Genomic DNA, 12,434 nt, shown 5'->3' on the forward strand with positions numbered 1-12,434 from the left:
GCTGTTAATTTCTAATTAAATCACTTTCGATTTTACAAACTTCAATTATTTGATGAATATCATCATCTACAACTTCTTTCTTGATATCTGCAAATTTTAAAAACTCTACATATACAATATCCAATTGCACTTTTGTAAGTTCATAACCCACTTTTTTAGCTCTATATGCTAAAGCAGCTCTACCACTTCTGGCAGTAAGCACTATTGAAGATTCATTGACTCCTACTTCAAGAGGATCCATGATTTCATAAGTAGCCCTGTTTTTAATTACACCATCCTGATGAATTCCTGAACTGTGTGCAAAAGCATTCGCTCCTACTATAGCTTTATTTGGCTGAACAATCATTCCCATGCTTTCAGAAACCAAACGACTCATTTCGTTTAATTGCTTTGTATCAATATCAGTATATAAATTTAAGTAAGGATGTTGTTTGAAAATCATCACCACTTCTTCAAGTGCTGTGTTTCCGGCTCTCTCTCCTATTCCATTTATAGTACACTCTATTTGTCTTGCTCCATTAACAGCTCCTGATATAGAGTTGGCAGTTGCCATACCTAAATCATTATGACAATGGCAAGAAAGAATCACATTTTCAATTCCTTTTACATTCTCTCTTAAGTATTTTATTTTTGCACCGTATTCTTCTGGTAAGCAATATCCAGTAGTATCTGGAATATTTAATACCGTAGCACCTGATTTTATTACTTCCTCACAGACTCGTGCTAAAAAATCATTATCAGTTCTACCAGCGTCTTCTGCATAAAATTCAACATCTTCAACATAGGATTTAGCATGTGCCACAGCAAATTTTGCTCTAACAATAATATCTTCTCTAGTTGTATTTAATTTGTGTATTATATGTGAATTTGAAGTACCAATTCCTGTATGAATACGAGGTTTTTTAGCGTATTTCAAAGCTGCAGCAGCAACATCAATATCATTTTTTACAGCTCTTGTTAATCCGCAAACGGTAGCATTCTTTACAATTTTACTTATTTCAGAAACAGATAAAAAATCACCTGGACTAGATACGGGAAAGCCTGCTTCAATGATATCAACACCCATTTCATCCAGTCGATTTGCTATAACGAGCTTTTGTTTGGTATCTAACTTACATCCTGGGACCTGTTCTCCATCTCTCAAAGTGGTGTCAAAAATTTGGACTTTCTCTCTATTCATTTTCATTTATTTAATGTAATTTCACGTCTCAATAACAAATTTATATTTCATTAGATTAAAATAAAACCCAATTTAAAGAAATATACTGTTCATAAGACAACTAAAAACTTTGTAAACACTTGTTTTACAACTAATTAAGCTTCTATATTCTACAATGGCTAACCATCAAAAAGATTTCTTATTTGTATTAATAAAATCGCTTTCAAAATCTGAAAAAAGACAGTTTAAGATTTTTGCAAGCCGACTTGAGACTAGTTCAAATACAAAATTCATCGAATTATTCAACATTTTAGACAAATCAGAAGCCTATGATGAGAAACTTATATTGAAAAGTGGGATCATCAAAAAAGTGCAATTATCTAATTTAAAACACTATTTGTATAAGCAAATTCTAGTAAGTATTCGACTGAATATTCCGAGTCAAAACATTCGTTATCAGCTGAGAGAGCAAATTGATTTTGCAACTATTTTGTACAACAAAGGCCTTTACAAACAAAGTCTGAAAATATTAGATAAGACAAAGATACTGGCGTTAGAAAATGACGAAAAGTATATGGCTTTTGAAATTGTTGAATTTGAGAAATTAATCGAATCACAATACATTACCCGAAGTATTCAGGGTCGTGCAGATGAACTAGTCATTCAAGCCAAAGAATTAAATTACCGCAACACTATTTCGAGCAAACTGTCTAATTTATCCTTACAGTTGTATGGAATCATGTTAAAAACAGGTTATGTAAAAAGCGACGAAGAGTATCAATATATTGACGACTATTTTAACAAACACATTTCTAAATTTGACGAGGAGAAGTTTGGCTTCCGAGAAAAATACTGGTTTTACAACGCTAATCTTTGGCGCAGTTTTCTAGTACAAGATTTTTTGGGGAGTTACAAATACGCTTATAAATGGGTGACTCTTTTCTATGACAATCCAAATATGATTTTTCTAAACCCTGTGTTTTTCATAAAAGGGAATCACTATTTATTAGAATCGTTATTCATGTTAAAATACAAATCAAAATTTAAGAAATACCTATTGCTGCTTGAGAAGACCATTGCAGACGCTCGTTTTCCTGTAAATGACAATATTGCATCGTTGTCTTTTCTTTATTTGTACAATAATAAATTGAACTATCATATTCTGGACGGCTCATTTGACGAAAGTGAATATTTGATTCCAGAGATTTTAGAGAAAATAAAAATACATAACGAACACCTTGATGAGCATCATGAGATGATGTTTTATTATAAAATTGCCTGTATTTATTTTGGAACAGAAAAGTACGCAGAGTCGATCTATTATTTAGAAAAAATAATAAACAATAAGAATCTTATCATGCGTGAAGATCTAATGTGTTTTGCGCGTCTTCTTTATTTAATTGTACATTATGAAATGGGTAAAGATTTTAATTTGGAGTCCCAACTTAAAAGCACTTATAAATTTCTATTAAAAATGAATGATTTACAAGAGGTACAGAAAGAGATTATTCGCTTTTTGAAAAATTTAAATACCTTATATCCTGGAGATATTAAAAAAGAATTTATAAAAATGAGGAAACGTTTTATCGAACTAGAGAAAAACACCTATGAGAAAAGAGCTTTCCTTTATCTAGATATTATTTCTTGGCTCGAAAGTAAAATCGAAAACCGAAGAATAAGTGATGTCATAAGAGATAAAGCAAATTTGAATAATAGATAATATAAAAAAAGCTCCTTCAGCTAATGCAAGAAAGAGCTTTTTAATTTTTGAAAGATATTTATTCTACTCTTGAAGTGCTGTAAACTATAGGCTCTACTTCTAAAAGTGTTTTTGCTGCTGCAAAGAATTCTTTGATGTAAGTTTGTTGATTGTGATTGTCCAGACCAGCTTTGTCTTTCCATGTTTCGTGAAAAATAAAAATGCTAGAATCTTCTTTATCTTGATGTAAATCATATTGCAAGCAAGCCAGTTCTTTTGTAGATTGAGCTACTAAATCCTTTAATTTACTTGAAAAGAGTTCGATGTTATCTAGCTTACTTTTTAGTATTACTGTCAAATGTATTTTCATAATTAATTTAAAAATAGTTTTGTTAAATGTTTTTGATACAAACCAAGGTCTTTTTCTATATCAGCATTTTTTTCAATATCGTGAAAATGGATGCTTTCTAAGGGCTCCATTCCTGTAAAAGCATTCATTCTATGAAAACCAAATAATGCACCATCATCAACACTACGTTGATTAAAAAATTCCCCTGGTAAAGTAAATGCTTCTTTAGGAGCATTCCAAGAAGAAGTTACCATGTATTTTTTCCCAAGAAGCATTCCGCCTGTACCGTAATTGATTGCTGGATTTACTGAAGAACGCCCATCACTTTTGTAGATTCCTTTAGCATGCCCTTCGGTAAAGACAACATCAATATATTTCTTAAATCCATGCGGCAACTGAAACCACCAGATTGGGGTGTGGTATATAACAACATCTGCCCAAACATAATTAGCCACTTCTTCTGCAGGATCATATTCTTCATTGATATTCGTTGCTCTAACTTCAAAACCCGAATTTGTTTGAAAGAAGTTCAAAGTTTCAATCGCAATGGTTTCGTTAAATCTACCTCCTGAATGGCCAAACTTTTGTCCACCATTAATTATAAATATTTTTGCCATAATTTTTTTATTTTTAATTTGATGTTGCAAAGGTAAAACCCGACATACTATTATTAAAATAATATAAATCATACCTTTGTATCATAAATATAATAGTTATGGTAAATCTGGAATGGTATCGGACTTTTAAAGAAGTCTATAAAACAGGAACATTGACAAAGGCCGCAGCAGCTCTGTTTATTTCGCAACCCGGCGTTAGTTTGCATTTAAGTGCACTCGAAAACTATGTTGGCTATAAATTGTTTGATAGAACTGGGAGAAAAATGATTCCTACCGAAAAAGGAAAAGTACTTTACAATTTTATTATTGAGCCTTTAGCCAAACTAGAAGAAGCCGAAAAAAACTTTCAAAGAAGCACAGAAAAAAACACGCCAACAATCAGTATAGGCATGTGTTTTGAAACATTCCAAATCACTCTTGAGCAGTATATTTCAAGCTTGCCATTTAACGTTATCATTCAATTTGGCGAATATCCAGATATGGTTGAAAATCTGGAGAAAGGAATCCTAGATTTGATTATTACACCTCAAATGGTGGTTAAAAATGGGATTGAATACCAAGAATTTTCATCAGAAACGATTGTGCTTGTTGGTGGTAATGAAATTGATACAACTGAATTTAATGACATAGAAAGCAATGGAACTACCGCGGAATTAGAACTGTGGTTAAAACAGCAAAAATGGTACGGAACGACAGGTGACATGGAACATTTACGCCATTTTTGGCAGTTAAATTTTAATAAATACCCAGATTTTAGACCTAACTATATTGTTCCAAATTTAAATTCTATTGTCCGCTGTTTGAGCAGTGGAAAGGGATTAGCCGTTGTTCCTGATTTTTTATGCCGGAAAGAAATCGAAAACGGTTTAGTAAAACTCATTTGGGAAGGAAAAACACCTCTAACAAATACACTCTATTTCGCAACAAGAAAAAAAACTATGTATCAAGAAGAAATCCAGAGAATCAAACAAATTTTCATCGAATTAAATTAAACCTAAAGTAATTGAAGTTAAAAAAATTATATCTAACACGAATACATTTGTAAAAATTAGTATTTCTTCCTTTATCAGTTCCTAAAATCGATAATTATCAATATTATAGCATTTTGTTTCAAGATTTACTGTTCCGTTTTTTCGTATTTAATAAATCATTATTTTTATGAAAATATTTAAAACTAAAAAGATATGAATGGCTTTTTCAAAACAATTATTGCAGGCTATGGCGCAAAAAAATTAGGCGGAGGATGCTTTGGTACAATTCTTCTGTTTATAATCCTTTACTGGATATTAGGGCAGTTCTAGAATTACATAAATAATCTAGCTCAAAAAGTACAATTATTTTTTGAGCTCTTTTAGCATCAATTCTTTTATAAATCTTACTGGAGCACTACCATAGCTCAGGAATTTCTCATGAAATTGCTTCAGCTTAAAATTAGCTCCTTGCTCTTTCTTCAACATTTCTCTAAATTCATATATTTCGGTGTAACCCGTAAAATACGAACTTAGTTGTACTTGTGTCAATGTTACCCTCTTCCACTTGCCTTCGGCCTCTGTTTGTTGCTGAAAGGCTTCGTTAATAAGTAATTTCATCGCTTCATCTTGAGTCATATTTTTAACATGAACGTTATAGTCCAAAATGGCATTACAAGTTGTTCTTAAATTCCATTTATAATACATCAACCACATCTCATCTGAGTTTTTGTATCCATTTTCTAGCATCATCAACTCTGTATAAACAGCCCAGCCTTCAACCATAGCTCCGTTTCCAAGGATAGATTTAATAATACTTGGTGATTGATTGCTATATACTAATTGGGTATAATGCCCCGGAATTGCTTCGTGAATATTTAGAATTTGCAAAATATAATCATTGTACTCTCTTAAATAGCTTTCTGATTTTTCAGCACTCCAACCGTTCATACTCCCTACATTATAATAGGTATTTGCATTTTTATCATAGGGTCCCGGTGCTGATATTGAAGCACCAGCAACTCCGGCCATATAATCAGGTTCCCTGCGAACAACTAAAGGCTTTGATGGATCAATATATAGCAAATCCTTTTCTTTTATAAATTCAACCAGTTCAGGAATTTGTTTCTCAATTGTTGATTGAAATTTTTGAGCTGTGGTATGCTGCAAAGAGATTTTATCGATAACCATTTTAATGACTTCTAAACTGTCTACGGGTTTAGGCTCCGATTTCATGTATTTAGGCCATAATTTATCTGCTAAAACATACATTTTGTCATGCAGTTCCTTTTTATGATCGACAGCTTTTTTATATACTGTATCAGCTTTATAAGTCGACTGAATGTCTAAGTTAAACTTCTCTCGATACAAATCTTCTCCCAGTCTAAAGGAACGCGGCGTGGCATTATTTAAATCCTTTAACCAATTAGCATAAGTTGTAATTGCATTAATGGCTACTTTAGCTCTATCTTTTATTGCTTTTTTCTCTGATTCCGGCAATTTACTTTTTGCTAAAGCTTTAGGCAAATCTTTTTCGAAAACAGATAATCCTCCTAAATTTTGCGCAATAGCAAGTTCAGTATGTTCTAAGGTAGGATTCTTGATATTTACTTTTGCAGCCTCGTAATAGGCTGGAATTGCATTCATTTTTAAGTAAAAACTATGCAAGCGCGCATCTGCAGCATCATATTTTCCATTTAATAATTCAGCAAAAGCACCACAAACATTATATTCAGATGGGTTCCATATATATGATTTTAGCTTATCTATTCTAAAAATAGAGCTCTGCAACTGATTTTTGATAATATAATAGTCAATAATATTGTTATCCGAAAGATCCTCGATAGAATAGCGTTGCAATGAATCCAATTGCGCATGAGAAAAATCGAGTTGTTTCTTTATCCCAATGGAATCTGAAATAACTAACAAACTATCTAATTTATGATATCCTTGACTAGCGGCCCAGTCAGGATTTAGCTTCCAAAGTTCGATTACAAAACCTTCTTTGTATTTTCCAAATTTTTCATTTAAAGTTACGGTGTCAATCGTTTCCGCCTTTTTATTGCATGAAAACAGTAATATGGACAGTAAGATCGAAACAAATATTTTTTTCATGTGTAGTTAGTTCAGAAAAATAAAGATATAAAAAATGCCGCTCAGTGAACGGCATTTCTTATTCTAAATTATTAATAGGCTAAAAGTGCCCGCAAATCTATTTCGAATCGGCCTTTCGGCAAGTATTGATCTTCTAGTGCTTTTGTAAATGGAATTGGCGTGTCTAAACTGGCTACTCTTTTTACTGGAGCATCGAGATATTTAAAACATTCCTCGATGATCATAGCCGAAATGTCGCTCGCAACCCCACCAAACATTGAGTCTTCCTGATATATAATTACCCTTCCTGTTTTCTTGACAGATGCAAAAATGGCTTCAGTGTCCAATGGTTGCAGGGTTCTTAAATCCAATAAATCAGCTGAAATTTCTGGATTTTTTTCTAAGGTATCCAAAGCCCAATGTACTGCTGCTCCAAAAGATATGATAGTTACCTCATTTCCTTCTTTCAATAAAGCTGCTTTCCCTAATGGCAAAGTGTAATAGTCTTTTGGTACTTCTTGGTAAACACTTCTGTATAATTGTTTGTGCTCAAAAAACATCACTGGATTCGGATCGTTAATTGATGCGTTCAACAAGCCTTTAACATCATAAGGAAAAGCAGGGTAAACTACTTTCAGACCAGGAGTTTTGGTAAACCAGGCCTCATTGGTCTGAGAATGAAAAGGTCCTGCCTGGGTTCCGCCACCGCATGGCATTCGAACCACCACATCCGCTTTTTCTAACCAGCGGTAATGTGATTTGGCTAATAAATTCACAACAGGATTGAAACCAGTCGAAACAAAATCAGCAAACTGCATTTCGACAATTGCTTTATATCCGTTTATAGATAATCCCATAGCTGCAGAGACTACGGCGCTTTCACAAATTGGAGTATTAATAACTCGCTTTTTTCCAAATTGCGCTACAAATCCATCAGTAATTTTAAAAGCACCACCGTATTCAGCGATGTCTTGCCCCATAATAACCAAGTTATCATGACGTTCCATCGATTGCTTTAAACTGCTGGAAATAGCATCTATAAAACGTATTTTTTCCTTTTCCTCTGTAGGTTTAACTTGTTCAAAGACAAAAGTTTTATAAATATCATTTAATTCTTCACTTAATGAAGCTTCGATTTCAGGTTCTGCATTAGCAATAGCCAAACTTTCGTCAATATCTTTCTTAATTTCGCTTCGCAAAGTTTCATCAAACTCCTCAGTAAGGATTTTATTTTCTTTTAAAAATGTTCTGTAATTTTCTACAGGATCTTTAATTGCCCACTGATCCATTAATTCTTGAGGGACATATTTAGTGCCGCTTGCCTCTTCATGTCCTCGCATTCTAAAGGTTTTAAATTCCAATAAAACGGGACGCGGATTAATCTTCATCGAAGCTTTCAATTGTGATAATAGATTGTATACTTCTAAGATGTTATTACCATCAACAATATGACTTTCCATTCCGTATCCTTTACCTTTATCGGCTAAGTTTTCGCAACGATATTGCTCATTTGTAGGTGTTGAAAGCCCGTAACCGTTATTCTCAATAACAAATAGAACTGGTAATTCCCAAACCGAAGCAATATTAAGTGCCTCATGAAAATCACCTTCAGACGTAGCTCCTTCTCCAGTAAAAACTGCAGTTACTTTTCCGTTTTTCTTAAGTTTATTGGCTAATGCTATTCCGTCAGCTACACCTAATTGCGGGCCTAAATGCGAAATCATTCCAATAATCTTATATTGTTGTGTCCCAAAGTGAAAGCTCCGATCTCTCCCTTTAGTAAAACCATTGGCTTTTCCTTGCCATTGAGAGAATAAACGATAAAGCGGAATATCTCTTCCTGTAAATACACCTAGATTACGGTGCATAGGCAAAATGTATTCATCTTTATCTAAAACAGCGGTCACTCCTACTGCAATAGCTTCCTGACCTATTCCTGAGAACCATTTAGATACCTTTCCTTGACGAATTAGGATTAGCATTTTTTCCTCTATAAGCCGCGGCTTTAGTATTCTTTTGTATAAATCTAATAAAGTTTCGTCAGTAAGATTTTTTCTTTCAAATTTCATGTGGTGGGCTTTAATTCGCATTTCAAAGATAAAAAAATATAACAGTATCGATTGAAATTGTTATATTATTTTGTTTTGTTTATAACTTTTAAAATTCTAATTTAAATATATTCAATACCTTTGTAATTGGAAGGCTCTTAAGGCGTTCTAAGTTATTAAAAAATATGAATAGTATGCAAAACATTCCTAGTGTTGACTTGCGTGATTTCCTTTCGGACGACCCGAAACGTAAACAAAAATTTGTAAATGAAATCGGAAGTGCATTTGAAGATATTGGCTTCGTAGCATTAAAAGGTCATTTTTTAGATGACAAATTGGTAAATGAACTGTATAGTGAAATAAGAAATTTTTTCGCTTTACCTCTAGAAACAAAACATAGCTATGAGATTCCGGGTATTGGAGGTCAAAGAGGTTATGTTTCTTTTGGAACAGAACATGCCAAAGGCAGAAAAGAAGGGGATTTGAAAGAATTTTGGCATTTTGGCCAGTATGTGAGTGAAAACTCAAAATACGCTTCAGAGTATCCTGAAAATGTTGAAGTAAAAGAATTACCTCGTTTTAATGAAGTAGGTAAGGAAGCGTATCAAATGCTTGAAAAAACAGGTGTTTATGTCTTGCGTGCTTTAGCTTTACGTTTAGGTTTAGATGAATTCCATTTTGACAATTTTGCCAAAGACGGAAATTCTATTCTAAGACCAATTCACTATCCACCTATTACTTCAGAGCCTGCTAATGCGATTCGCGCTGCAGCTCATGGTGACATCAACTTAATTACCTTATTAATGGGTGCGCAAGGAAAAGGACTTCAGGTTCAAAACCACAACGGAGATTGGATTGATGCCATTGCTGAACCAGATGAATTAGTTATTAATGTAGGTGATATGTTATCTCGTTATACGAACAACAAATTGAAATCTACAATTCACCAAGTGGTTAATCCACCAAGAGAATTATGGGGAACTTCACGTTATTCAGTGCCGTTTTTTATGCATCCTGTGAGTGATATGCCATTGAATTGTTTAGAGAACTGCATTGATGCCGAACATCCAAAACAATTTGACGATATTACTGCTGGTGATTACTTGTACGAACGTTTAGTAGATTTAGGATTAATCAAAATATAATTCCTAATTTTACTTCTAGTAATAAAAGACATTGAGTTTACTTAATGTCTTTTTTCTTTTTATAGAACATAAATATTTACATTATAAAAAATATACGTTTTCACCACATAGAAACATAGAAAATGGAGAAAGATAGAGACCAATTCTTGGTTTCTCATAGCTATGTTTTACTGTAAATAAGGGAAACGCCTTATTAACGTAAAGAATGACTATGATTCTATGTGGTAAAAAACAATTAAAAGATTTAAAGCAATATGGACTTACAAGACCAATTAAAAAACCTTTTCCCAGACCACGAAGCAGCTCCAGAGGAAGCCACTGAAGAAGTTGCCCATGAATTATACGTTCAAAAAGAACCTATGATTTGTAAATTCGAGAAAAGAAAAGGAAAAGCCACCACTATTATAGAAGGTTATGAAGGTACCGACGAAGATTTTAAGATCTTAGCCAAAGAAATCAAAACAAAACTAAGTGTTGGTGGAACTTTTAAGGATGATTCCATTATTATTCAAGGTGATTACCGCGATAAAATCATGGAAATACTTAAAGTTAAGGGCTTCAAAGTAAAACGCGTGGGAGGTTAACAAATTGATAATTGAAAATGTATAATTAATAATTATTTTTTCAATTATCAATTGTCAATTATTAACTATCAATTAAAATAAAAATGATACAATCATCAGAATTAATACTTAATCCAGACGGAAGTGTCTATCACTTAAATCTAAAACCGGAACATATTGCACACGATATCATCTTTGTAGGAGATCAGAACCGTGTAGAAAAAATCACCCAATTCTTTGACAGCATAGAATTTTCTACTCAAAAAAGAGAATTCAAAACCCAAACAGGTATATTCAAAGGAAAAAGAATTACAGTGATGTCAACAGGAATTGGTCCTGACAATATTGATATTGTAATCAACGAACTCGATGCGTTAGTGAATATCGACTTAGAAACTCGTCAACCAAAAGAAAAACTTACTTCGTTAAACATTATCCGAATTGGGACATCAGGCTCTTTGCACGCTGACATTCCCGTAGATAGTTTTGTGATGTCTAAATTTGGCTTAGGACTTGATAACATGCTTCGCTCCTACTTGATTGACGAGGTTTCGAATATCGAAATGGAAGATGCTTTTGTACAGCATACCAACTGGGATTTGCGCAAAGGAAAACCCTATGTGATTTCCTGCTCTGAAAAATTAGAAAAAATCATAGAAAGCGACAAAATGCATAAAGGAATTACGGCAACTGCTGGAGGATTTTATGGCCCTCAAGGACGTGTTTTACGTTTGGATATTCAGGATGAAAAATTGAACTCTAAAATGGATAATTTCAAATTTAAAGAAAACCGAATCACCAATCTAGAGATGGAAACGGCTGCAATTTACGGTCTATCGGCGCTTTTAGGTCACAACGCTTTATCACTTAATGCGATAATTGCCAATCGTGCTAACGGGACTTTTAGTTCAGATCCATACAAAGCAGTGGATGAATTGATTGCTTATACCTTAGAAAAATTAGCTACTAATTAATTGTTTTAGGAGCTATTTCCCGCTATACGTTTCAATCTTTTTATTTTAAAGAAAAATAAAAAGGATTTTCACTGCTATCGGGGCTATAATCTGGTCACTATAAAATTTTAAATAAAATGAAAATAGGAACTATTGAAACCGAACGATTAATTTTAAGAAAACTAATTCCTTCTGATGATGAAGCAATGTTTTTGTTGGACAACAATCAAAATGTGCACCGATACCTTGGTAATAAGCCAGTCACATCCATTGAAGAAAGTCGAGAGTACATCAATAACATCCAAATCCAATATATTCAAAATGGAGTTGGTCGATTTGCAGTGATTCTCAAAGAAACTAATGAGTTTATCGGCTGGGCTGGACTCAAATTCATTACGGAACCCGTAAACGAACGTCAAAATTTTTATGACATAGGATATCGATTCATAGAGGATTATTGGGGCAAAGGATATGGACAAGAAGCGGCAAAGGCATGGCTTGACTATGGCTTTAACCAACTAAAGATCCAAAAAATATGTGCCTATGCTGATATCGAAAACAAAGGTTCTAGGAAAATATTAGAAAAAATAGGACTGCAGCAAATTTCAGAGTTTGATGATGAAGGAACAGCATGCGTTTGGCTAGAATTGACTAAAACAGATTACTTAAAATGAAAAAAATAAAAATTGCTGGAGGTTTTTACGGTCTATCAGCGCTTTTAGGTCATAATGCCTTGTCACTTAATGCGCTAATCGCGCTTCGGGAACTTTCAGGGAAGATCCATACAAAGAAGTGCATGAATTAATTGCCTATACATTGGTTAAATTAGCACAGTAATT

General features: G+C 33.4%; 11 protein-coding genes and 1 pseudogene. 7 read left to right on the forward strand and 5 right to left on the reverse strand.

Annotated features, from left to right (window positions below; genetic code table 11):
* Positions 1 to 4: 4 nt before the first annotated feature.
* A complete protein-coding gene (locus HJ01_RS14430; protein WP_007139211.1) occupies positions 5 to 1,180 on the reverse strand; it encodes a 2-isopropylmalate synthase in 1,176 nt (391 codons plus the stop codon).
* A gap of 154 nt (positions 1,181 to 1,334) precedes the next feature.
* Here HJ01_RS14430 and HJ01_RS14435 point away from each other — a divergent pair, with 154 nt between their 5' ends.
* A complete protein-coding gene (locus tag HJ01_RS14435; protein ID WP_007139212.1) occupies positions 1,335 to 2,879 on the forward strand; it encodes a hypothetical protein in 1,545 nt (514 codons plus the stop codon).
* A 58-nt stretch (positions 2,880 to 2,937) separates the two neighbouring features.
* On the opposite strand, the gene HJ01_RS14440 is transcribed toward HJ01_RS14435, so the two are convergent.
* Positions 2,938 to 3,228, reverse strand: coding sequence for a putative quinol monooxygenase (locus tag HJ01_RS14440; protein WP_007139213.1), 291 nt, complete (start codon positions 3,226 to 3,228; stop codon positions 2,938 to 2,940).
* Between the two features lie 2 nt (positions 3,229 to 3,230).
* Positions 3,231 to 3,824, reverse strand: a complete 594-nt coding sequence (locus HJ01_RS14445; protein WP_040474003.1) for an NAD(P)H-dependent oxidoreductase — start codon at positions 3,822 to 3,824, stop codon at positions 3,231 to 3,233.
* Between the two features lie 98 nt (positions 3,825 to 3,922).
* Here HJ01_RS14445 and HJ01_RS14450 point away from each other — a divergent pair, with 98 nt between their 5' ends.
* Positions 3,923 to 4,816: a LysR family transcriptional regulator gene (locus tag HJ01_RS14450; RefSeq protein WP_007139215.1), complete on the forward strand. Its 894-nt coding sequence runs from the start codon at positions 3,923 to 3,925 to the stop codon at positions 4,814 to 4,816.
* Positions 4,817 to 5,158: 342 nt separating this feature from the next.
* Here the strand turns inward: HJ01_RS14450 and HJ01_RS14460 are convergent, their stop codons facing one another.
* Both HJ01_RS14460 and HJ01_RS14465 read right to left on the reverse strand, forming a co-directional pair.
* On the reverse strand, positions 5,159 to 6,907 hold the full coding sequence (locus tag HJ01_RS14460) for a DUF885 domain-containing protein (protein ID WP_007139217.1): 1,749 nt from the start codon (positions 6,905 to 6,907) through the stop codon (positions 5,159 to 5,161).
* A gap of 71 nt (positions 6,908 to 6,978) precedes the next feature.
* The gene (locus HJ01_RS14465) at positions 6,979 to 8,955 is read right to left on the reverse strand and encodes a thiamine pyrophosphate-dependent enzyme (RefSeq protein ID WP_007139218.1); all 1,977 of its coding nucleotides are present in this window, start codon (positions 8,953 to 8,955) and stop codon (positions 6,979 to 6,981) included.
* A 173-nt stretch (positions 8,956 to 9,128) separates the two neighbouring features.
* Between HJ01_RS14465 and HJ01_RS14470 the strand changes: the two genes are divergently transcribed.
* The 5 genes and pseudogenes from HJ01_RS14470 to HJ01_RS17910 all read left to right on the forward strand — a co-directional run.
* Positions 9,129 to 10,079: an isopenicillin N synthase family dioxygenase gene (locus tag HJ01_RS14470; protein ID WP_040474021.1), complete on the forward strand. Its 951-nt coding sequence runs from the start codon at positions 9,129 to 9,131 to the stop codon at positions 10,077 to 10,079.
* 254 nt (positions 10,080 to 10,333) lie between these two features.
* Entirely contained in the window at positions 10,334 to 10,663 is a 330-nt protein-coding gene (locus tag HJ01_RS14475; RefSeq protein ID WP_007139220.1) for a translation initiation factor, read from the forward strand.
* 83 nt (positions 10,664 to 10,746) lie between these two features.
* Positions 10,747 to 11,616 (forward strand): nucleoside phosphorylase, encoded by an 870-nt coding sequence (locus HJ01_RS14480; RefSeq protein ID WP_007139221.1) that lies wholly within the window; start codon positions 10,747 to 10,749, stop codon positions 11,614 to 11,616.
* A 116-nt stretch (positions 11,617 to 11,732) separates the two neighbouring features.
* Positions 11,733 to 12,269 carry a GNAT family N-acetyltransferase gene (locus HJ01_RS14485; protein WP_007139222.1) on the forward strand — a complete coding sequence of 179 codons (537 nt, stop codon included), beginning with the start codon at positions 11,733 to 11,735 and terminating at the stop codon, positions 12,267 to 12,269.
* 26 nt (positions 12,270 to 12,295) lie between these two features.
* Positions 12,296 to 12,432 (forward strand): annotated as a pseudogene (locus HJ01_RS17910) (phosphorylase); the annotation flags it as partial.
* Positions 12,433 to 12,434: the final 2 nt, after the last annotated feature.

The sequence above is a fragment of the Flavobacterium frigoris PS1 genome (genome assembly GCF_000252125.1).
GTDB classification, from domain to species: domain Bacteria; phylum Bacteroidota; class Bacteroidia; order Flavobacteriales; family Flavobacteriaceae; genus Flavobacterium; species Flavobacterium frigoris_A.

Excerpts from the sequence above, each read along its gene's own strand:
- HJ01_RS14430 (WP_007139211.1), bottom strand. The coding sequence starts at position 1,180 with ATGAATAGAGAGAAAGTCCAAATTTTTGACACCACTTTGAGAGATGGA.
- HJ01_RS14435 (WP_007139212.1), top strand. The coding sequence starts at position 1,335 with ATGGCTAACCATCAAAAAGATTTCTTATTTGTATTAATAAAATCGCTT.
- HJ01_RS14440 (WP_007139213.1), bottom strand. The coding sequence starts at position 3,228 with ATGAAAATACATTTGACAGTAATACTAAAAAGTAAGCTAGATAACATC.
- HJ01_RS14445 (WP_040474003.1), bottom strand. The coding sequence starts at position 3,824 with ATGGCAAAAATATTTATAATTAATGGTGGACAAAAGTTTGGCCATTCA.
- HJ01_RS14450 (WP_007139215.1), top strand. The coding sequence starts at position 3,923 with ATGGTAAATCTGGAATGGTATCGGACTTTTAAAGAAGTCTATAAAACA.
- HJ01_RS14460 (WP_007139217.1), bottom strand. The coding sequence starts at position 6,907 with ATGAAAAAAATATTTGTTTCGATCTTACTGTCCATATTACTGTTTTCA.
- HJ01_RS14465 (WP_007139218.1), bottom strand. The coding sequence starts at position 8,955 with ATGAAATTTGAAAGAAAAAATCTTACTGACGAAACTTTATTAGATTTA.
- HJ01_RS14470 (WP_040474021.1), top strand. The coding sequence starts at position 9,129 with ATGCAAAACATTCCTAGTGTTGACTTGCGTGATTTCCTTTCGGACGAC.
- HJ01_RS14475 (WP_007139220.1), top strand. The coding sequence starts at position 10,334 with ATGGACTTACAAGACCAATTAAAAAACCTTTTCCCAGACCACGAAGCA.
- HJ01_RS14480 (WP_007139221.1), top strand. The coding sequence starts at position 10,747 with ATGATACAATCATCAGAATTAATACTTAATCCAGACGGAAGTGTCTAT.
- HJ01_RS14485 (WP_007139222.1), top strand. The coding sequence starts at position 11,733 with ATGAAAATAGGAACTATTGAAACCGAACGATTAATTTTAAGAAAACTA.